This is a genomic window from Rhizobium johnstonii 3841 (assembly GCF_000009265.1).
Taxonomy (GTDB): Bacteria; Pseudomonadota; Alphaproteobacteria; order Rhizobiales; family Rhizobiaceae; genus Rhizobium; species Rhizobium acaciae.
In genome coordinates, this window is sequence record NC_008378.1 from 543,672 (window position 1) to 565,888 (window position 22,217).

Genomic DNA, 22,217 nt, shown 5'->3' on the forward strand with positions numbered 1-22,217 from the left:
CAGATGTCGTCTCGTCAAACCAATGCTATGGCCGCTTTCGGGGAGCGGCAACAATTGCCTCTATGACCGAGAAGAGGCGCAGCTGCCGAACACTGATTGCCCAATGAAAGTCCACAAAAGGCCCCTTAGCGGAAACCGCTCAAGTTGGCTTGACGTCAAAAAGCAGACGAAGCTCACGACAGTGCAAAAATCCTCACCTCTCTCCCGATGCCCTGAAGTTCCGCCATCCGGGAGGCCGATGTGATGCCGCTGTCGCGCAGGATCTCTGAAACCTGGGCATCCTCGACGATCGCCTCCGTCGTCATGATCACATTGGGATCGGCAAGGCCCTGGACGCGGGAAGCGATATTGACGGTTTGGCCGAAGTAGTCCTGCCGGTCGTTCAGGTTGACGGCGAGGCATGGTCCCTCATGGATGCCGATCTTCAGGAGAAGGTCGTCGCTGCCGTGTTCGGCATTCAGCCGAAGCATCGCCTCCCGCATCTTGAGTGCCGCCGCCACCGCACGGTCCGGGCTCGGGAAGGTGGCCATCACGGCATCGCCTATGGTCTTGACGACGGCTCCGGCCTCTGTGGCGACGATCTCGTGAAGAACCCGGAAATGCGCCCGCACCAGATCGAAGGCGGCAAGATCTCCGACGCGCTCGTAAAGCGCGGTCGAGCCCCTCAAGTCGGTGAAGAGGAAGGTCAGGCTGGTGATCTTGAGGCGCTGGTCGACGTCGAGTGTGTCGGTCCGATAGATGTCGCGGAAGCTCTGGTTCGTCAGCAGCCGCTTGGCTGTCAGAAAAGGCCGCCTGCGGCCCAGCAGGTCGTGCAGCTCTTCTCCTGCGATGCAGACGTTCGGCACCACTCTGCGATCGGTGTGGTTCTCAAGCGTGAGCCGCAGTGAGCCAGGACGCAGGGTCAGCGTTTCGTTCAGCGCATGCGTCCGACTGATGATCATCGAGAGGGTTTGACGTTCGTCGGTGGGCTCACCCTGCACGTCGATGAACTGCGCCGAGTGTGTCACCGGATCGAAGATGATGACGAACTGCGCCGGCAGTTGCAGGGAGACGAAGGCCTTTTCGCCCGGAGCCAACTCGATCATCTCCAGCTGGATGCGCGAAAACCTTGCTTCGAGATCGTCAGGCAGGTCGACCCCGGTGCTGAAGAAGATCTGGCGGTAGTACTCGAGCGGCGGCAACCGATCAGGATCGTGACCGGCAATCCTGCGCACGCGCGGGCTGACCGTGAACGTGACCTCGACCATCTCGTCGAGGGTCGGTTCGTATCCGGCGGCGCAGAGCGCGCAATGGTACGTCTCGTGGACAACGGTTTTGAGGGTTGCGCCGCTGTCGAGGACGCCGCCGCATCCCGGGCAAAGGACATTCCAGGTCATCTCGAATGCGCCTATGCGGGCTGCATGAAGAAACGCGGCGATGGTTTTCTCTTGGTCGAGATCATGCTTATCGGCGAAAGCGAGCGCATTGATGCGATTGAGTTCACGATCCGAGCCATGCGTGACGACGTTTTCGATGCACTCGACCGTCTGCGGGTCAGCCGCCTGTCGCAGGGAGGCAAAAAGGACGTCCACTTCGCTCATGAGACAAGTCTCCGTGTGCAGAACCCACGGCGGACAACGCCAGGATGGGGATCATAACACGGGGGTTACCCAATAGAAATCTAAAGGCTTGGATGCTGCTTGCTTCCCAAGCGAAGGCGGGTTTCAATTCCCCTTGTATATCCGCTTCAGCGCCGTCAGCAGCGCATCCAATTCGTCGCGCGAAAACAGGTCGATGAAACGCTGCTCGTGCCTATCGATCAGCGCACGCGCCCGCGCGAGCATTGCGTGTCCCGCCTTCGTCAGATGAAGTTCCTGGCGCCGGCGGTCGGCCGCGGAGGGGCGGCGCTCGATCAGGTCGCGGGCTGCCAGCCGGTTGACGAGGGCCATCATCGTCGCCCGGTCGGTGCCGAGCGTATTGGCAAGGTCGATCTGCGATGCGCCCGGATTGCCGGAGACAAGTTCCATCACCGCCAGCTGCTTCTGCGTTAGCGCCAGTTCCTCCATGGTTTCGGCGAAGTCGCGATAGACTGCGACATGCGCCATGCGCAGATGAAATCCCAGCAGGTCGCCAAGCCGGCCGACGTCGAGGCCCGGCGTCGCGGGCGCATCTTCGCCCTCGAAATCGTCCCGCGGTGATTTTGTCGCCATCGTTCGTTCTCGTCTCATCCAGGCGCCATAACCATCAAAATCAGCGGGTTAGTCAATATCCGTATTGCGGATTTCCCTGCGCCATTCGAGCGATCGGATTTGCCTTAAACAGCCTCTTGCATCCTGCCGGGAAAAGATATTAGTATGTGTTGCATACGAATTTGATGCCTGCTGCGGGGAGCGGCGGGCATGGGAGGAGAAAATGGCGCATTCCTTTTCCGGGATGGCTTCGTCGGCGGATTGCGGACTGGTGACGGATGATCCGATCCTTTACCGCGCCCGCGTCGCACCGGGCCGTCCGGCTCTGTTCGAGATCGCTACCGGCCGGCAGCTCACCTATGCCGAACTCGATGCGCGGATCGCCTGCTGCGCGGGCTTGCTGAGCGATGTGCTTGGAGCGCGCCGCGACGGGGCGCGTGTCGCCATGCTGGCGCGCAACTCCGTAGATTCGATCGTGCTTGCCTTTGCCTGCCAGCGTGCCGGCGCCATCTACGTGCCGCTCAACTGGCGCCTCAACGCCGCCGAGCTTCGGCCGATCCTTGCCGATTGCGCGCCGGCTCTGCTCGTTCACGACGAGGAGTTCGCGGCAACCGTCGCCAACCTTGCGGGCGCCGATCCCGAGATGGCGGTGATATCGATGGCCGACGGCCCGGCCGGGTTCGCCGCGCGGATCGAAGCGAGCCTTCCGGCCGCTCCGGTGCCCGCCGATGCCGATGGACCCTGCGTCCTTCTCTACACCTCGGGCACGACGGGGCAGCCGAAGGGCGTCGTTATCACCCGCCGCAACGCCTTTTTCGCCGCTATCAACTTTTCCGTCGTCGGAGAGATCGGGCCGAGATCCGTCGCGCTTTGCGACCTGCCGTTCTTCCACACGATCGGGCTGATCGCGGTGGCGCGTACCACATTGATGCTGGGCGGCACGCTTGTCGTCTCCGACCGCTTCACCCCGGCGCGCACACTCGCAGCCCTTGCCGACCGTCAGCGTGCCATCACCCATTATTTCGCCGTGCCGCAGATCGCGCTCGCCTTGCGCAACGATCCAGCCTATAGCGCCGCGGCTCTGGCCGGCCTGCATGCGCTCTTCGTCGGCGGCGCGCCGCTGACGCAGGCGCTGATCGAAAGCTATCTCGATGACGGCGTTGCGCTGGTCAACGGTTACGGCATGAGCGAGGCCGGAACGGTGCTGCACGTGCCGATCGACCGGCGCGCCGTGCAGGACAATCCCGGCAGCGTCGGTCTTCCGGCGCCGTTGCTCGACATTCGCATCGTCGACGAGGACGGCCGCGAGGTTGATGAAGGCGAGATCGGCGAACTCTGGCTGCGCGGGCCGGCCGTGACGCCGGGCTACTGGAACAAGCCTGAGGAAACCGCTGCCGCCTTCACCGACGGCTGGTACCGCACCGGCGATCTCGGCCGACGCGAAGCGAACGGCTTCTATCGCATCGTCGACCGGCTGAAGGACATGTACATCAGCGGCGGCGAGAATGTTTACCCCGCCGAGGTCGAAGCAGCACTCGCAAGTCATCCCGATATCCTCGATGCGGCGGTCGTCGGCATTCCCGATATCCGATGGGGCGAATGCGGCGTCGCCTATGTCGTGCTGCGGCCGGGTGCTGCGGCAACGGGCGATGAGATCGCCGGCCATTGCGCGGCAAGGCTCGCCGCCTTCAAGCGTCCGGCGCGCATCCTCTTCGTCGAGGCCATTCCCCGCACCGCCTCCGGCAAGGTGCAGAAACATGTCCTGCGCCAGTTCCATTCCGACGAAACCCTTCAACGACAGGCCCTGTGAAGCGGCCCCCCGGCATCACGCCGAAACCCATGGAGTAACCTCATGACTGAAGACAAATCGCCGGTTCTGGTCGAATTCGACAGCGGCATCGCCTTCGTGACCCTCAACCGTCCGGAAAAGCGCAATGCGATGAATCCGGCGCTGAATGCCCGAATGCTCGAAGTGCTTGACGAGCTCGAGGGCGACGAGCGTTGCGGCGTCCTCGTCCTGCGCGGCGCCGGCGAATCCTGGTCGGCCGGCATGGATCTGAAGGAATATTTCCGCGACAATGACGACAAGCCGCGTGACGTCACGCTGAAGGCGCGGCGCCAGTCCGGCAACTGGTGGGGCCGGCTGATGTATTTCGAAAAGCCGACGATCGCCATGGTCAACGGCTGGTGCTTCGGCGGCGCATTCACACCGCTGGTTTCCTGCGATCTCGCCATCGCCGCCGAGGAGGCAAATTTCGGCCTCTCCGAGATCAACTGGGGCATTCTGCCGGGCGGCAATGTCACCCGCGCGGTCGCCGAAGTGATGCGCCATCGCGACGCCCTCTATTACATCATGACCGGCGAACTGTTCGGCGGACGCAAGGCCGCCGAAATGGGTCTCGTCAACGAGGCGGTGCCGCTGGCGGAGCTGGAAATCCGGGTCCGCAAGATCTGCGCCAGCCTTCTCGAAAAGAACCCGGTGACGCTGAAGGCCGCCAAGGACACCTACAAGCGGGTGCGCAACCTGCCATGGGATCTCGCCGACGATTACATCTACGCCAAGCTGGAGCAGATGCTGTTTCTCGACAAGACCAAGGGGCGCGACGAGGGGCTGAAACAGTTCCTCGACGACAAAACCTATCAGCCGGGGCTCGGCGCCTACCAGCGCGACCGCTGAGCACGGGTCCGGTTCGCCGGGCCGTTCACGAGCCGATCATCGGGAGGAGTAAAGCAATGAAAATCCATGCCGCGGTGGCGCGTGCGCCCCATACGCCGTTTTCGCTGGAAAGGCTCGATCTGGAGGAGCCACGTGAGGGTGAAATCCTGGTTCGCGTCGTGGCGACAGGGGTTTGCCACACCGATATCGTCATGCGTGACCAGCACCTGCCGGTGCCGCAGCCGGTCGTGCTCGGTCATGAAGGCGCCGGCATCGTCGAGCGTGTCGGGCCGGGCGTTGCCAAGGTCAAGCCCGGCGATCACGTGGTCATGACCTTCAATTCCTGCGGTCATTGCCCGAGCTGCAACGATCACCAGGAGACCTATTGCCACGAATTCTTCCCGCGCAACTTCTTCGGTGCGCGTGCCGATGGTTCGAGCGGGCTCTCATGCGAGGGAGTGCGGGTTCACGGCAATATTTTCGGGCAATCCTCCTTCGCCAGCCACGCGCTGTGCCATGAGCGCAATATCGTGAAAGTGCCTGAGGATGCCGATCTGGCGTTGCTCGGGCCGCTCGCCTGCGGCATCCAGACCGGCGCCGGCGCGGTCATGAACGCGCTGAAGGTCGAGCCGGGAAAGGTGCTCGCGGTTTTCGGCATGGGCTCCGTCGGCCTTGCCGCGGTGATGGCGGCGCGGATCGTCGGCGCTTCACGGATCATCGCCGTCGATGTCAACGAGACGCGGCTGGCACTTGCGGCGGAACTCGGCGCGACCGACATCGTCAACGGCAAGGCGAGCGACGCGGTTGCCGCAATCATGGCGCTGACCGGCGCCGGCGTCGATTATTCGATCGATGCCTCCGGCGTGCCGGCCGTCATCGACCAATGCGTGCGGGTGCTGGCGCCGCGCGGCACCTGCGGAATCGTCGGGGCCTCGCCCCATGGCGCGACGCTGACGCTCGACCTCACCCATATCCTGTCCGGCGGACGCCGGGTCCGCGGCATCGTCGAGGGCGATTCCAATCCCGACGTTTTGATCCCGTTGTTGATCGACCTCCATCGGCAGGGCCGCTTCCCCTTCGACAGGCTCATCACCTTCTATGATTTCGCCGACATCAACCAGGCGGTGGAGGATTCGGAAAAGGGCATCGTGCTGAAACCGGTCGTGCGTCAGCCGGCCGTCTGACACCGTTCAAGGGAGGAAACAATGAACACCATCACCGCAATCGCCACCGATACCAGCCCCGATGTCATGAAGGCGCTGCTTGACCGGCAAAGGGCGTCTTTCCTGAAGGAAGGGCCGCCAAGCATCGACACCCGCATCGATCGCATCGACCGCGTCATCGCTCTTCTCGTCGACCATAAGGATGCGATCGCCGCTGCCCTGTCGGAGGACTTCGGCAGCCGCAGCGTCGAGGCGAGCCTGCTTCTCGATGTCTTTACCTGCGTCGGTTCGCTCAAATATGCCAAGGCCCATCTTGCCGAATGGCTGAAGCCCGAGCAGCACGAGGCATTGTTCCCGGACGCGGTGGCCGAAGTGGTCTATCAGCCGAAGGGGGTTGTCGGAATCCTCAGCCCGTGGAATTTCCCTTATCAGCTCGCCCTGGCGCCGCTTGCCGGCATTCTTGCCGCCGGCAACCGCGCCATGATCAAGCCGTCGGAGGTGACGCCGGCCTCGGCCGCCTTGATGGCGGAACTCATTGCCGGCGCCTTCGACGAAACCGAAATCGCTGTCGTTCAGGGCGGACCGTCGGCGGGCACGGCCTTTACTTCACTTGCCTTCGACCATCTGATCTTCACCGGCGGAACCGCGGTCGCCCATCACGTCATGCGCGCGGCGGCGGATAACCTGACGCCGCTGACGCTCGAGCTCGGCGGCAAGTCGCCCGTCATCGTCGGCCGCTCGGCCGACCTCGCCGACGCGGCGCGCCGCGTCATGACCGTCAAGACGCTGAACGCCGGCCAGATCTGCCTTGCGCCGGACCATGTCTATGTGCCCGAGGAAAGCGTCGAGGCCTTTGCCGGCCACGCGGTCGCGGCGGTCGGCGCGATGTATCCGGCGCTGCAGGAAAATCCCGATTACACCTCGATCGTCAATGCCCGCCATCTCGCCCGCATAGAGGGCCTGATCGACGATGCCAGGGCCAAGGGCGCGAGGATCGTCGAGATCAACCCGGCGGCGGAGAATTTCTCCCAGCAATCGGCGCACCGCATGCCACCGACCCTGATCCTCGATCCGACGGAAGAGATGCGCGTGCTGCAGGAGGAAATCTTCGGACCCGTGCTGCCGGTCGTGCCCTATCGCGATATCGCCGACGTCATCGATCGTATCAATGCCAGGCCGCGCCCGCTCGCTCTCTATTACTTCAGCCAGGATCAGCAGGAGGAGGCCCGCGTCCTCGACAATACGACCTCCGGCGGGGTGACGGTCAACGACTGCATGAGCCACGTCACGGCGGAAGGCCTGCCCTTCGGCGGCGTCGGCCATTCGGGCATGGGCGCCTATCACGGCAAATTCGGCTTCCTCGCCTTCTCGCACCCGCGCGCCGTCTATCACCAGAGCAGGATGGTGGAAGCGGAATACATGATGCGGCCGCCCTATGGCGATGCGATGCGTGGCTTCTTGGCGGCAGCGATCTGCAAGTAAGAGAGAAGTGGCGGACGGGGCCATCGGCAACCGCGGCTGCTGGCGGCATTGGATGGCCCTGCGGGGCCTTTACCTCATCGTCGCAGTGGTCGCGGCTTTCCTGTTGTCGCGTTGCTGGCGACCAGCCTGGAGACGCAACTGCTGACGAATATAGGCTGACGGGTCTGCGATTTAACGAAGCTCAAACCAGTATTGCCCTATGATTGGTTCGGTACATGTATTGGAAGGTGGATCCAACGCAGTGAATGGCATCTGGACGCAATTCGGTGGCAACCTGTCATTCGTGTGCCTGGCGATTTCGCTCTGGGCGCATTTCTCGATCCAATTTCAGAGTCGTTCGGTCACACAGGAAAAAATCGCCTTCGGAATCATAGCCGGCGGCGCCTCCATCGGATCCATATTGCTGGCCGTCGAAGTCAATCCCGGCATCTATATCGACATCCGCTTTTCGCCGCTTGCTTTGGCGGGCATGTTTGGCGGACCGATCGCAGCGGCTTTTGCCGCGTCGCTGGCGATGGTCTTCCGCTTTGCTGTCGGCGGCACGGCAATGATCGATGGCCTGATCGCAATTGCTGTCGCAACCGGGATTGGCCTGGCTGCCAATGTCTGGATCCGGAGGAGATCTGCCGAGCTCATGGACGTTGCGCTGCTGAGCCTCGCGCTCGGCGTTGCACTTATCGTATTGATGGCGGTGCTTCCCACACTGGTGCACGCCCGCGTATTGGCCATCATCGGTCTGCCGATGACGGTATTGAACTGCCTGGCGACGGCGCTGTGTGGTTTCGTTCTGTTGAAGACGCAGCAATGGGAGCTGGAGCGGAGCATCTTGGTGACCGCGTTTTCGCAGTCGCCCGACTATCTCTACGTGAAGGACAGAAACAGCCGGTTCATCACCGTCAATGAAAATATGAGCCGCCTTTTTCGTTTCAGAACCACGGCGGAGATGACCGGATTGTCGGATTTCAATCTTATATCGCGGCCGCGCGCCGAAGAATTTTACTATCTCGAACAGCAGGTCATGGACACCGGGGTGCCCCTGATCGACTCCGTCGAGCGTATCGAAGACAGATACCTGCTCGCCTCCAAGGTGCCGCTGAAGGATAGGCAGGGACGGGTGATCGGCCTTGCCGGCGTCACGCGTGACGTGACGGAGCGGACTGCCCTGGAGCGGGAATTGCGCAAGAGCAAGAACCTGTTGTCGCATGCGATGGCCGGCATGTCCGATGGCATCGCCATGTACGACAGCAAGGGTTTCCTCGTTTTTTGCAACGACCAGTATCGCACCGCCTTTCCGCTATCCGGGGACGCTCGCGTGGTTGGTGCGCATATCAGCGACATCCTTCGCCGTGTTGCCGAAACCGGCGAGCGCACCGGTATCCCGGACAATGACCGCGAGGAGTGGATCAAGGCCGCTAGCGCGACGTTGCATAGCAACAAGGACGAAGAGGTTCAGCTTCACAACGGCGACTGGCGCAGCATCCGGACAAGGCTTGCGGAAGACGGCACGGCGATGGCCGTTGTCTCGGACATCACGGCGACCAAGCAGGCGGAAATCGCCCTCAGGCTGTCGGCGGAGCAACTGAGGAATCTCGCCGAGACCGATGGGCTCACCGGCATCGTCAATCGCCGGGCCTTCGACGAGGCTTTCGCCCGCGAGACCGCCGGCAGCGCCAGGAAAAACACGCCGTTCAGCCTTCTGATGGTCGATATCGACCGCTTCAAGGCCTATAACGACACCTATGGTCATCCCGCCGGAGACCAATGCCTGCGTGTCGTCAGTAAGTGTCTGCGCCAGTCCGTAAGCCGCCCGGCAGACATCGTCGCACGCTACGGCGGAGAGGAATTCGTGGTTCTGCTGCCTGCAACCAGTGCGAAAGGGGCAATGATCGTTGCCGAGCAATTCGCGCGTCTCCTCAGCCAGGAGAATATCGTTCATACGGGCAGCGAATTCGGACGGGTAACCGCCAGCATCGGCATATCCTGCGCGACGGGGGCCACGTTGAGGCTCAACCCGAACCGCCTCCTGATCGAGGCCGATGCCGCGCTCTACGACGCCAAGACGCAGGGCCGCAATCGCATCCTGGCACATTCGCCCGAGGAGCGGCACTCCATGAAGGACGTCGGTTAGATCGAATCCTTGATAGGTTTTTCCTATCGAGCCATCGCGCGTGCGCCCTTGATGTTTTCCCCGCTTCGACAATACAGGGCGCATGGACACAAAATTCATTGGTAAGAAATCGGCGGCAGCCGGCGGCTGGGGCGCTTTGAAGAGCTGCGGCAAGCGGTTGCTGCAAAGCGGCATGCCGATTTCAGGGGCGCGGACGATGCTGAAGGCGAACCAGCCGGATGGTTTCGATTGCCCGGGCTGCGCCTGGGGCGATCCGGAGCACGGATCGTCGTTCGAGTTCTGCGAGAACGGCGTGAAGGCCGTCGCCTGGGAGGCGACAGAGAAGCGGGCCACGCCCGCCTTCTTCGCGGAAAAGACTGTATCGCAGCTTCGCCAGCTGACGGACTATGAACTGGAACTCAATGGCCGCCTCACGCATCCGATGCGCTACGATGCGGCGAGCGACCGCTACCTGCCGGTCGCATGGGAGGATGCCTTTGCCGAGATCGGCAGCATTCTGACGGGCCTCGACAATCCCAACCGGGCGGAATTCTACACGTCGGGCCGGGCGAGCAACGAGGCCGCCTTCCTGTACCAGCTGTTCGTACGCGTCTACGGCACCAACAATTTTCCCGACTGCTCCAACATGTGCCACGAGGCGAGCGGCATCGCCATGCGTCAGGCGATCGGGGTCGGCAAGGGGACCGTGTTGCTGGAGGATTTCGAAGAGGCTGATGCGATCTTCGTGATCGGGCAGAACCCGGGCACCAACCATCCGAGGATGCTCGGCGACCTGCGCCGGGCGGCCATCCGCGGCGCGCGCGTCGTCGTCTTCAATCCCATCCGCGAACGCGGCCTCGAGCGCTTCTCCGACCCGCAGGACAAGGTCGAGATGCTGCGCGGCGGTTCGACCGATATCGCCAGCCTTTATCTGCAACCGCAGCTCGGCGGCGACATGGCCGCGGTGCGCGGGATGGCAAAGGCCGCGCTGGCCGCGGAAGACGCAGCCGTCGCTGCCGGTCTGCCCTCCGTTCTCGACCATGCATTTCTCGCCGAACATTGCGCGGGTTTTGCGGAATACCGGGCAGCCGTCGAGGCGACGAGCTGGGCTGAGATCGAGGACCAGTCGGGACTGAGCCGGCAGGAGATCGAGCGGGCGGCCGATGTCTATATCGGCGCCCAGCGGGTCATCTGCACCTGGGCGATGGGCGTGACCCAGCATCTGCATTCCGTCTCGACGATCCGCGAGATCGCCAACTTCATGTTCCTGCGCGGCAATATCGGCCGGCCGGGTGCCGGCCTTTGCCCGGTTCGCGGCCATTCCAACGTGCAGGGCGACCGCACCGTCGGCATCAACGAAAAGCCATCGGACAATTTCCTCGATGCGCTGGAGAAGCATTTCCGTTTCACCGTCCCCCGCGAACATGGCCACAATGTCCTTGCCGCGATCGGCGCGATGCTCGACGGCTCGGCCGAGGCCTTCATCGGGCTTGGCGGCAATTTCGCCCGCGCCACGCCCGACAGCGCACTCGTTGAAAAGGCGCTTCGGCGGCTGAAGCTGACGGTGCACATCGCGACCAAACCCAATCATTCGCATCTCATGCCCGGCGAGACGGCCTTCATCCTGCCGTGCCTCGGGCGCACCGAGATGGATCTAAACGCGGCGGGCAACTCCCAGCTCGTGAGCGTCGAGGATTCGATGAGCATGGTGCATGGTTCCGCCGGCATCAATCGTCCGGCCTCACCGCATCTCCTCTCGGAAGTCGCCATCATCGCCGGCATTGCACAGGCGACGGTCGGCTCCGCCGTGGTCGACTGGGCAGAACTCGCCGACGACCACGACCGCATCCGCGATCATATCGAGGCGACCATTCCAGGCTTCGAAAACTACAATGCGCGCCTGCGCAAGCCGCGCGGTTTCCACCTGCGCAATACGGCAGCCCATCGCGAGTGGGATACGCCGGCAGGCAAGGCATCATTCTCTTCGGAGGCGCTTCCCGACGAGACGGTGCATCAGCGGGCGCGAAAGGGCGAAGGGCGTTTCGCCCTGCAGACGTTCCGGTCGCATGATCAATACAATACGACGGTCTACGGTCTCGATGACCGATATCGCGGCGTCTATGGGGAGCGGCAGGTCATCTTCATTCATCCAGCCGACCTGAAGGCGATGAATGCCGAGGCCGGTGACCGGGTCGACGTGGTCGGCGAGCATGATGACGGTATCGAGCGCATCGCTGAGAATTTCCGCTTTGTGCCCTATGACATTCCGCGAGGAAGCATCGCGGGTTATTATCCCGAACTGAACGTGCTCGTGCCGCTTAGCAGCGCGGGTACGGAAAGCGATACGCCCACCTCGAAATCCATCATGGTTTCCTTCCGCCTGCGAAAAGCCGCGTGAGCGAAGAGGCGTCCGACGTCGATCGTTTTCTTGCCCTCGTCGCTGCGGCGCAAGGCAGGGATACCAGGCTGACATCCATCCAGGCCGGTCTCCTTGTCGCCGCGGATCTGGGGATTGCCCGGGACAGCCGCGCCTTTGCGCGCATACTGGGGATCGCGCATTCTCTCGTGCTCAGGGAACTCAACGTCCTGGCGGAACGCGAAGACGTGCTGCAGATCGTGAAGCGGGATCCAAGGACGATGAGAGTGCACTACACATTGCCGCCGCGGGACGAGACGTAAACACCTCCGCGCCGCAGGCCACGGCCGCTAGCGGCGGATCACGCGCTTCCTGGTGTCGGAGGGGTATTCTCCATATGTGGTTTTATAGACTGCGGAAAACCGGCCGAAATGAAAGAAGCCCCATTTGAGGCAGACGGCCTTCATGGTCTCCTTGCTTTCGGGATCGAGCAGTTCCTGGCGCGCGGCACGTAGCCGAAGCGTCAGCAGATAGGCGGCGGGAGAGGTTCCTCTGAACGCACGAAAACCGGTTTCGAGCGCCCGGCTGGATACGCCGGCCGCTTCGGCCACCTTCGGCATGGTGATCGGCTGATCGATATTGGTGTGCATGAATTCGATCGCTCGGCGGACATGCCGGGGCGCGATCAGGGCCGGGCCATTCTGCAGGAAATGCGACAGCCGGTGCGGCACCAGGCGCACGACCAGATCGGCGAGCGCCTGCGTCATATGCGCCATGGCGATCGGCGACTGCAGCAAGGGGCCATCGTCGCGCATGCCTGAGATGATCGTCTCCGTGAGATTGCCGATCAACCGGCCTTCAGGCTTGGACAGATCCAGTTCCGGCAGCAGGTCGAGGGAGCCGCTGAACGGCATCTCGAACGTCTGGCCGATCGTCTGCAGGATGACGGGCCAGTTGATCAGCAACTCGTCGATGACGTTCGATTGCCCATGCATGATGACGCTGTTGGGTTCGAAATTGTTATAGAGAAGCAATTTTCCTTGCCCGGCCTCGGCGATGCGGGACGATCCATAGGTTACCCCCATGCCGCCGCTGCGCGGCACGACGATCGACAAATACTCCGCCGTATCGGCGGTCGGCTCGATATTGAACTGAAACTCCGCCTCATGATAACCGGTGAGTAGGACGGCTTTTTCACATACCGAGAAATCCAATCCCCAATGGAAGTCCTGGGCGCGGCCGACAGGCTCTGCATCAAATGCGCCAAAAGCCCCCCCGAGCGTTTCGACCATGTTGTCGAAGGACGAACCGCTAAATCGAAATGAAAATGGCGCAGCGCTATTTTCCGTCATCCTGCTCCCATTGTTCGATGTGGTTGTTTCGACATACCCTTCTCCACCGCTCGCAGGCCAGCGCGCGGCGCTTCATCAGAGCCGGATGAGCGGCCTTGGATGTATATTAGACGATTGTTGTATAGAGTGCAGCAGCTTGTAGCGGAGCAGGTCGATCTCCGCGTGATACCGGCATCGAGATCAGCGGTTTGTCCCAGTTGATGCAGGCCGAATTCGGGCATGGTAGAGGTCAAAAAGACCAACCCGTTGAATGCATTAGTTCCCATCCAGATCAGGAACTGACAGAACCCGCGGCCATTGGCAAGACGTCACGCTGCCGGCGATGACGACAACCCGCTGATAAAACGATTAAGCTGAAGGTGCGATTTTACAGCTGTCTCCGCCACGCCACAGGTTCAACCGCGGCGATCTGGCGAGATGCGCATGAGCTTGTCGAGAATGCCCCATTTGAGAGCCGCGCAGTCGCCTGCCGAAGGGTCTTAGTGGACCGCTTAAAGAGGGCCTTCGGCAGGCAGACAGGCATGCAGGCATACGCACGGGATGGAGTGCGTATGTACGAGCCCTTCCATCCTTTGGGGGTGATGGATGGACGGGCTTGGCTTTGGGACCGCAAACCATCATGGCCTTGGTCGAGATTGATCTTACTGTTCCTCAGCTATGGAGCAATTGTCACGTCCCGATTTTGTCGGCCAACCGGCTTTTCGTGACGCAGTCTGGACTGACCTTGCGCAAAATGTATAGGTAAGCACTTGCTTGAAAGCTGCCTGTCTTGCGCAACGAGCTGCGGAAAGTGGATAGAGATCTTCAATTTCCCAATGCGCACCAACGATGGGAACTTCGGCATGATGCCGCCGGGCACGATGCATTCGGTTCTTTGAGTTGAGTAATGATTTTCTTACTGAAGGCGCAAGCGACGGATCGTTTCCAACACGCCTATATCGATTTCAAGGCTATCGGTTTCCGTGACGCTCGCGGGCATCGCTCTGTCTCCGGGGATGCGGACTCCCTTGGAACGCAGCCGTTCCAATTGGGCCTTGGCGCGCTCCGGGAAATCCGAATCCGCGGCCATGGGGAATAGCGCGATCACGGTCATTCCCGCATTCACCGGGTGTTCGCCCGAAAGAAAGTGGCCGGCATCGAGCGACCACGCGGCACCGGAAAGACCCGCAGAAAGCATCTCGACGATAAGGGCGATATTGGCGCCCTTATAGCCGCCGAAGGGCAGGAGAGCGCCGAGCATCGCCTTGACCGGATCGGTGGTGATTGCGCCGGTCTCGTCGATGGCCATGCCGTGAGCGATCGGCGACTGTTCCTTTGCCGCCTCGGCAAGAGTTACGAAGGCCGTGGCACTCGTCGCCTGGTCGATGACGAGGGGCGGCAAGGGTTCGGGCAGAGGCAGGCCGAAAGCGAGCGGATTGGTGCAATAGACGCGCTCCCCGCCCTCGGCCGCCGCCATCAACGCCGGTCCGTTGGCGGCGGCGATGGATATCAACCCGTCCTGGGCGAGACGCCGGACGTAATATCCCAATTCCCCGGCGGTATAGCTGTTTCTTTGCGTGAAGACTGAAATGCCGAAGGTTTTCACGCGCGTCGTGAAGTCGTCGTAAATGAGGTCAAACCCGAGCTGCGCTATGCCGCCGTCCGCATCGGCCTGGATCAGGGCCGGCAGCACATGGTTGAAGCGGGGCTTGGCGTCTCCATTGATCCGCCCGTCGCGCAGACTGGTGAGATAATCGACGAAATGCGGAAAACCGAGCTCAGTGCGCCCGAAGCAGGCGGCCGACAGCGTCGCATCGACGAGCGCCTTCGCCATGGCCGGGCTGCCGCCGCAGGCGAGGCAGGCTTCGAGCGCCAGGTGGCGGAGCTCGCCGATCGGCATTCTTATCCTCTGCCCGGCCATCACAGCTCCAATGCGGCTCGTCCGCCCAGGCCGATCAGCGAAAACAGACGCGAGAAGAGTTTTGACATCGTGATTCCCAGGCGTCAGGCGGCCGACTTCCCAGTTCCGGAGATGGCGACGTGCCTGATATCGGTGTCGCCAACAAAACGGAAAGACGGCCGCATTTGGAGCGTCAAAGTGCGACCGAGAGGGCGCTGTCGCGTCGGGGGGCCACCTCCTGCGAGTTCACCATCGCGCCCGCGAGCTGGCGGAAGGTGACAAGCCCCAGTGCTTCCCCAGATGGTGAAACCACCCTGGCATCGTCGTGCGCCGCCGATGCCAGGATCCGGACGGCGTCTTCGACGGTCGTGCCGGATGCGATCGTCAATCCGCCTGGCACCGCACCGGAATGCAAGGATGTCATGATGGCATCGACCTGGATGACCCGGCCTCGATTGACCTCCTTGACGAAGTTGGCGATGTAGGCGTCGGCCGGACGCAGAACGATGTCCTGGCTGGTGCCCTGCTGGATGACTTCGCCATCGCGCAGGATCGCAATCTGGTCGCCCAGCCGAAGGGCTTCGTCAAGATCGTGGGTGATGAAGACGATGGTCTTCTTGATCTCCTTCTGAATGTCGAGAAGGACCGTCTGCATATCGGTGCGGATCAACGGATCGAGCGCCGAATAGGCCTCGTCCATCAGCAGAACCGGCGCATCGTTCGAGAGGGCTCGTGCCAGCCCGACGCGCTGCTGCATACCGCCCGATAGCTGGTTGGGATATTTGCTCTCGAAGCCCTTCAGGCCGACCCGCTCCAGCCAGCCCATGGCAACGTCAACGGCTTTCGAGCGCTCCATGCCCTGCACTTCGCGGCCGAAGATGGTATTGTCGAGAACATTCCGGTGCGGCAGAAGCGCGAACTTCTGAAACACCATTGCCGTCTGGTGCCGGCGAAACGTCCGCAATTCGGTCTCGTTCATTTTCACCACATCGACGCCGTCGACAAGCACTTCGCCGGCGGTTGGATCGATCAGACGGTTGATGTGGCGGATGAGCGTCGACTTGCCCGAACCCGAAAGGCCCATGATGACCTGGATGCGGCCCGAGGGTATCTCGACATTGATATCTTTCAGGCCGAGCACGTGGCCGTGCTTTTCGTTGAGCTCGGTCTTCGACAATCCTTTTTTGACGGCATCGACATGAGCGCCAGGATTGGGACCGAAGATCTTGTAGAGGTGGCGGATCTTGATGCCGCCGAAACGTTGATCAGCCATGGACGATCTCCCGATGCTTCTGGAGCCGCTTGCCATACGCCTGGCTGACCCGGTCGAAGATGATGGCAATGCCGACGATGGCAAGGCCGTTGAAAATACCCAGGGTGAAGTACTGGTTGGCGATGGCCTTCAGAACCGGCTGGCCAAGACCCTGGACGCCGATCATCGAAGCGACGACGACCATGGCGAGCGCCATCATGATGGTCTGGTTGATGCCGGCCATGATAGTGGGAAGCGCCAGCGGCAGCTGGACCTTGAACAGCTTCTGCGAACTCGACGTTCCGAACGCATCGGCGGCCTCGAGCACGTCCTTGTCGACCAGGCGGATGCCGAGGTCGGTCAGCCTTATCATCGGCGGGATGGCGTAGATGACGACGGCGATCAGTCCCGGCACCTTGCCGATGCCGAGCAGCATGACGACAGGGATCAGATAGACGAAGCTCGGCATGGTCTGCATGACGTCGAGGATCGGATTGATGATGCGCTGCAGCCGGTCGGAACGCGCCATCAATATCCCCATCGGAATGCCGATGGCGATGGACAGCACGGTACAGACGAAGATCATCGAGACCGTCCGCATCGTATCGTCCCACATGTCGAAATAGCCGATCAGCAGCAGTGTAACGAGACAGCCGAGGACGACCTTCAGGCTGCGGCTGGCAAACCATGCGATGACAAGGATGATTGCCGTAATGATCGGCCACGGCGTCTGCGTCATGAAGCGGTCGGCGGCGATCAGGAAATGCTGCAGCGGGGAGAAGAGGCTTTCGATCGCGTCGCCATAGGTGCGGGTAAATGCGCGAAAACCGTCATCGATCGCCTTCTTCAGATTGCGAAGGGCGTCGTCATCCATATGCGGGAATTTATAAAACCATTCCATTCGGTTCCCCTTTTTCTTCAAAGAGCCGTGGCAGTCTTTTTGATTTTATCGGCAGCGAAAGGCGGTGCGCATCAAGCGCACCGCAATAGTCGGCGTTAGAGCATGATGCCGAAAAGTGTGAGCGGTTTTCGGACGACATCATGCTCTCACTATTCAACTTAGAACAGGATTCAGATTTTAGGCCGAACAGGCCTAAAATCATCCTGTTCTAGAGAGCAGCTTCGATCTTCGTGGCTGCCTCAGGCGAAACCCACTTGCTCCACAGGTCCTTGTTTTCTTTGAGGAAGTGCTTGGCACCGTCCTCGCCGGTCGCCTGGTTGTCGGTCATCCAGGCCATCAGCTTGTTGACCGTGTCGTTGCTCCAGGAGCGCTTCGTCAGGTAGTCCATGACTTCAGGGCCGACCTTTTCCGAGAAAGGCTTTGCAACCAGGGTGACGATCTTGTCGACCGGCCATGCATTCGGCTTCGGATCGGGGCAATCGGCAACGGTATTGCAGCGCTTCCATTCGGCGGCGTCGTTCGGAACGCCGGCTTCCAGCTTGACCATCTCATACTTGCCGAGCAGCGCGGTCGGCGCCCAGTAGTAGCCGGCCCAGCCTTCCTTGCGTTCGTAGGCCTTGGAGATCGAACCATCGAGGCCAGCAGCCGAGCCGGTATCGACGAGGGTGAAGCCGGCCTTGTCGGCTTCGAAGGCCTTGTAGAGCTGCGTGGTCACGACGGTGCCGCCCCAGCCCTGCGGCCCGTTGTAGATGGCGCCCTTCTTGGAATCTTCAGGATCGGGGAAGAGTTCCGGATGCTTCAGCACGTCGCCGATGGTCTTGATGTCGGGATGGGCGTCGGCCAGATATTTGGGAATCCACCAGCCCTGCACGCCGCCATCGGGCAGCGGAGAGCCGACCTGGACGATCCGGCCTTCTTCCGTTCCCTTCTTGACGACATCAGGCAGCAGGTCGATCCAGGCCTCCGGTGCGATATCCGGCTGGCCCTTTTCGGCCATGGAGGTGATCGTGGGAACGGTATCACCGACGGTGATTTCCGCTTCGCAGCCATAACCTTCGTTCAGGATGAACTTGTCGAGGTTGGAGAGAACCTCCGCACTCTGCCAGTTCATGCTGGCGATGGTCACCGTGCCGCATTCGGCGGCGCTGGCGAAAGATGCCCCGCCGATCAGGCCGAACATCAGACATGTCGATGCGAATAGTTTTTTCATTCTCGTTCCCTCTGTTTAGCGGCCGGTTTTGCTGAGCGGGGCGCCGCAGGACCCACTCCAACGGTTGTCAGGAAGCGTCTCCCATACTCACCGATTTCTTGAATGCCGCCGATAGTCCCTTCGCGACCGAAGCGTCGAACCCGGCAACGCGCATGCCTTCGATGGCTGCCGCAGTCGTGCCGCGATAGCCGACAAAGGTTTCAACGACGTCATCGGGACATTCGTCGTGGCGCTCCAGCAGGCGGCCGGCGCCTGTGATCACCGTGTTGACGGCGCGGCGCGCAATCTCCGCCGGCAGGCCGTTTGCGACGGCGTCGCGCATCATGGCTGCCGCGAGCAGTGCCGGGAAAGCCGGTCCGGAACCGGAAAGACCGGTGAGGTAATCGATGTCGCTTTCCCTTGCGACCTCGTCCTCAGATCCGCATGCCTGAAAAATCGCGCGGACGAGTGCCCGGTCGTCTTCGGTGACATCGCGCGCGCCAATCCACGGCGTATAGGACTTGGCCACTTCGGCGGCGGCGTTCGGCAAAGCGCGGATGACGCGACCGGTGTTGTGGCGCTCGGAAAGCGCGTCCAGGCGGATGCCCGCCATGACCGAGATGATGAGCTTGCCGCCGGCATCGACATCGAGAGCATGCCAGTCATCAGGACGGACGGAGAGAAGGATCACGTCCGAACGGTCGGCAAGCGCCTGATTGTCGGTGGTCAAGAAAGAATTCGGGAAGCGGCGCGGCTGCTCACTGCGATAGGAAAGGGAGAGATTTCGAGGTTCGACCAGGCCGGCATCAAGGATCGAGCCGGCGATTGCTCCGCCAAGCCAGCCTCCGCCGCCAATGATACCGATCCTCAAGGAAACGCTCATCCCGGCCTTCCCTAACCCGGCCTGTAGCCATGCCGGGAGAAGAAGCGATCGAGCTCCCTCTGCTGCGGCACTTCGCCGGTGTAGATCGCGATATATTCGGGAATCCGTTTCATGCGGACGGCGAGTTCCTCCTTGGCTTGCATGGAGATGTATCCGATCTGCACGAGGTAAGTTGTTCGCGCTCGGACATCCGATGTCGCTTCTGGTAGCCCGAAGCGGATAAACATGCGCTTGAGCGCATCAAGCCGAAGCTGGTCGGCTTGCCGGACCTCGGCGAGAATCTCGTCGGACTGCAGCGCCCAACTGCGCACTGCGAATTCGAACCTGGCGTCGAACAGATCATTGTTGAGCCAGCAGTCGAAGACGTTGAGCATCGCCTCGGCGAGCGATTCGGCGTAGGCTTCGGACTGCTTGACGATATTGCCGGTGTTTTTGTCGCGCCACCGCGCCACGAGCCCGGCCAGCAGTTCCTCCCGGTCCTTGAAGAACCAGTAGAAACTCGTGCGCGAGAGGTTGAGCTTCTTCGCCAGCGGCAGAATTTTCACCGAATCCACGCCGGAATCCAGCAACGAGTGGTAAGCTGCTTCCAGCCATCCCTCCTGTGATCCGCGCCAGCCGGTGTCGTTCAATGCCTGATCCATGGGCTATCTCCTATCAAATTATCAGGCCGCGCACAAGGAAAATGTACATTGGTGTCGAAAACGGCGACCCATATGTTTTCAATATTGACACATATGTACATTGTGCTTAGCGTCTGCCCTGGCGTTTTTTAATCCGGAACCACAGCCCATGTCGAACGATCCCCTTCTTCAGCCCTATCAACTCAAGCATTTGACGCTACGCAACCGTATCATCGTGACCTCCCACGAACCGGCCTATCCGGAAGACGGCATGCCGAAGGAGAGGTATCGCGCCTATACAGTGGAGCGGGCAAAGGGCGGTGTGGCCTTGGCGATGACGGCAGGCTCGGCCGCGGTTTCCAGGGACAGCCCGCCGGTCTTCAACAACCTGCTCGCCTACAAGGACGAAATCGTGCCCTGGATCAGGGAAATGACCGACGCCGTGCATGAAGAGGGTGCGGCGATCATGATCCAGCTCACCCATCTCGGCCGGCGCACGCGCTGGGACAAGGGCGACTGGCTGCCGGTGGTGGCGCCGTCGCATCATCGCGAGGCTTCCCACCGCTCCTTCCCGAAGAAGATGGAAGATTGGGACATCGAGCGCATCATCAAGGATTTCGCCGACGCTGCCGAGCGCATGAAGGCGGGCGGCATGGACGGTGTCGAACTGGAAGCCTATGGCCACCTGATCGACCAGTTCACGTCGCCGCTCACCAACGAGCTCGACGGTCCCTATGGCGGCTCGCTCGATAACCGTTTGCGCTTCTGCCTCGATGTGTTCAAAGCGATCCGGCAAAGGGTGGGGAACGACTTCATTCTGGGCGTGCGCTACACCGCCGACGAATGTCTTCCCGGCGGCACCGGCAAGGGCGACGGCATCGAAATCTCCAAGCGCCTGAAAGAAAGCGGCCTGATCGACTACCTCAATGTGATCCGCGGCCACATCGATACCGATGCGGGTCTCACCGACGTGATCCCGATCCAGGGCATGGCGAGTTCACCGCATCTCGATTTCGCCGGCGAAATTCGCGCCGCAACCGATTTCCCGACCTTCCATGCCGCGAAAATCCCTGACGTCGCTACCGCGCGCCACGCGATCGCCTCCGGCAAGGTCGACATGGTCGGCATGACCCGCGCCCACATGACCGACCCCCACATCGTCCGCAAGATCATCGAAAAGCGCGAAGACGATATTCGACCCTGCGTCGGCGCCAATTACTGTCTCGATCGCATTTACCAGGGTGGGGCCGCCTTCTGTATCCACAATGCCGCCACCGGCCGCGAACTGACCATGCCGCATATCGTGGCGAAGGCTGAGGCCAAGAAAAAGGTCGTCATCGTCGGCGCCGGCCCGGCCGGTCTGGAAGCGGCGCGCGTCGCCGGAGAACGCGGCCACCAGGTCGTCGTTTTCGAAGCGGCGAACAATCCCGGCGGCCAGATCCGCCTCACCGCCCAGAGCGAGCGCCGCAGGGAGATGATCAGCATCATCGACTGGCGCATGAGCCAGTGCGAGAAATACGACGTCACCTTCCACTTCAACACCTGGGCGGAGGCCGATACCATCGCGGCCGAAAATCCCGATGTCGTCATCATCGCGACCGGCGGCTTGCCGCATACCGAGGTTCTCGCCAGCGGCAACGAGCTGGTGGTCTCGTCATGGGACATCATCTCCGGCGACGTGAAGCCTGGAACCAATGTGCTGATCTTCGACGATGCCGGCGACCATGCCGGCCTTCAGGCGGCCGAGTTTCTCGCCAAGGCAGGCGCCAAGGTCGAGATCATGACGCCGGACCGGTCCTTCGCGCCCGAGGTCATGGCCATGAACCTGGTGCCCTATATGCGGTCTCTGCAGAAGCATGACGTGACCTTCACCGTCACCTACCGTCTCGAAGCCGTCGAGAAGAGCGGCAACCAGCTCGTCGCCCATATCGGCAGCGATTACGGTGGGATCGCCAGGCAGCACAGCTTCGACCAGATCGTCGTCAATCATGGGACCATTCCGCTCGATGATCTCTATTTCGAGCTGAAGCCCAGCTCGAGCAATCTCGGCGAGATGTCGCACGACCAGCTTCTTTCCGGAGAACCCCAGTCCGTCATTCGCAATCCTGATGGCAAGTTCCAGCTGTTCCGGATCGGGGATGCCGTCGCCGCACGCAACACGCATGCCGCCGTCTATGACGGACTGCGCATCGCGAAAGATATCTGATCG

17 protein-coding genes are annotated in these 22,217 nt (G+C 61.5%); 8 read left to right on the plus strand and 9 right to left on the minus strand.

Translation table 11 applies throughout. The features are described from left to right. Positions 1-173 precede the first annotated feature (173 nt). On the minus strand, positions 174-1,580 hold the full coding sequence (locus RL_RS35415) for an adenylate/guanylate cyclase domain-containing protein (protein ID WP_011649264.1): 1,407 nt from the start codon (positions 1,578-1,580) through the stop codon (positions 174-176). Positions 1,581-1,703: 123 nt separating this feature from the next. After that, positions 1,704-2,189 (minus strand): MarR family winged helix-turn-helix transcriptional regulator, encoded by a 486-nt coding sequence (locus tag RL_RS35420; protein WP_041937011.1) that lies wholly within the window; start codon positions 2,187-2,189, stop codon positions 1,704-1,706. Between the two features lie 202 nt (positions 2,190-2,391). Here RL_RS35420 and RL_RS35425 point away from each other — a divergent pair, with 202 nt between their 5' ends. From RL_RS35425 to RL_RS35455, 7 genes are all read left to right on the plus strand, one after another. Further along, positions 2,392-3,978 carry an AMP-binding protein gene (locus RL_RS35425; protein WP_041937012.1) on the plus strand — a complete coding sequence of 529 codons (1,587 nt, stop codon included), beginning with the start codon at positions 2,392-2,394 and terminating at the stop codon, positions 3,976-3,978. Between the two features lie 42 nt (positions 3,979-4,020). Beyond that, positions 4,021-4,845 carry a p-hydroxycinnamoyl CoA hydratase/lyase gene (locus RL_RS35430; RefSeq protein WP_011649267.1) on the plus strand — a complete coding sequence of 275 codons (825 nt, stop codon included), beginning with the start codon at positions 4,021-4,023 and terminating at the stop codon, positions 4,843-4,845. Positions 4,846-4,901: 56 nt separating this feature from the next. Then, on the plus strand, positions 4,902-6,008 hold the full coding sequence (locus RL_RS35435; protein ID WP_011649268.1) for an NAD(P)-dependent alcohol dehydrogenase: 1,107 nt from the start codon (positions 4,902-4,904) through the stop codon (positions 6,006-6,008). 21 nt (positions 6,009-6,029) lie between these two features. Then, a complete protein-coding gene (locus RL_RS35440; RefSeq protein ID WP_011649269.1) occupies positions 6,030-7,469 on the plus strand; it encodes a coniferyl aldehyde dehydrogenase in 1,440 nt (479 codons plus the stop codon). 199 nt (positions 7,470-7,668) lie between these two features. Beyond that, entirely contained in the window at positions 7,669-9,597 is a 1,929-nt protein-coding gene (locus tag RL_RS35445; RefSeq protein WP_011649270.1) for a diguanylate cyclase, read from the plus strand. Between the two features lie 82 nt (positions 9,598-9,679). Next, the gene (locus RL_RS35450) at positions 9,680-11,974 is read left to right on the plus strand and encodes an FdhF/YdeP family oxidoreductase (RefSeq protein ID WP_011649271.1); all 2,295 of its coding nucleotides are present in this window, start codon (positions 9,680-9,682) and stop codon (positions 11,972-11,974) included. Further along, positions 11,971-12,255, plus strand: a complete 285-nt coding sequence (locus RL_RS35455) for a hypothetical protein (protein ID WP_011649272.1) — start codon at positions 11,971-11,973, stop codon at positions 12,253-12,255. Before RL_RS35450 ends, RL_RS35455 begins: the two co-directional genes overlap by 4 nt. Before the next feature lie 27 nt (positions 12,256-12,282). On the opposite strand, the gene RL_RS35460 is transcribed toward RL_RS35455, so the two are convergent. From RL_RS35460 to RL_RS35490, 7 genes are all read right to left on the minus strand, one after another. Continuing rightward, complete coding sequence (locus tag RL_RS35460) at positions 12,283-13,284, minus strand: AraC family transcriptional regulator (protein WP_011649273.1); 1,002 nt, start codon at positions 13,282-13,284, stop codon at positions 12,283-12,285. A gap of 895 nt (positions 13,285-14,179) precedes the next feature. Continuing rightward, positions 14,180-15,184, minus strand: a complete 1,005-nt coding sequence (locus RL_RS35465) for an Ldh family oxidoreductase (RefSeq protein ID WP_011649275.1) — start codon at positions 15,182-15,184, stop codon at positions 14,180-14,182. Between the two features lie 172 nt (positions 15,185-15,356). After that, positions 15,357-16,436, minus strand: a complete 1,080-nt coding sequence (locus tag RL_RS35470) for a quaternary amine ABC transporter ATP-binding protein (RefSeq protein WP_011649276.1) — start codon at positions 16,434-16,436, stop codon at positions 15,357-15,359. Then, positions 16,429-17,316 (minus strand): ABC transporter permease, encoded by an 888-nt coding sequence (locus RL_RS35475; RefSeq protein ID WP_011649277.1) that lies wholly within the window; start codon positions 17,314-17,316, stop codon positions 16,429-16,431. Before RL_RS35475 ends, RL_RS35470 begins: the two co-directional genes overlap by 8 nt. Before the next feature lie 208 nt (positions 17,317-17,524). Then, a complete protein-coding gene (locus RL_RS35480) occupies positions 17,525-18,526 on the minus strand; it encodes an ABC transporter substrate-binding protein (RefSeq protein ID WP_011649278.1) in 1,002 nt (333 codons plus the stop codon). A gap of 67 nt (positions 18,527-18,593) precedes the next feature. Then, entirely contained in the window at positions 18,594-19,388 is a 795-nt protein-coding gene (locus RL_RS35485) for a pyrroline-5-carboxylate reductase family protein (protein WP_011649279.1), read from the minus strand. Positions 19,389-19,399: 11 nt separating this feature from the next. After that, positions 19,400-20,029, minus strand: coding sequence for a TetR/AcrR family transcriptional regulator (locus tag RL_RS35490; RefSeq protein ID WP_011649280.1), 630 nt, complete (start codon positions 20,027-20,029; stop codon positions 19,400-19,402). A gap of 148 nt (positions 20,030-20,177) precedes the next feature. Here RL_RS35490 and RL_RS35495 point away from each other — a divergent pair, with 148 nt between their 5' ends. Further along, complete coding sequence (locus tag RL_RS35495) at positions 20,178-22,214, plus strand: NADH:flavin oxidoreductase (protein ID WP_011649281.1); 2,037 nt, start codon at positions 20,178-20,180, stop codon at positions 22,212-22,214. The last annotated feature ends 3 nt before the right edge of the window (positions 22,215-22,217 follow it).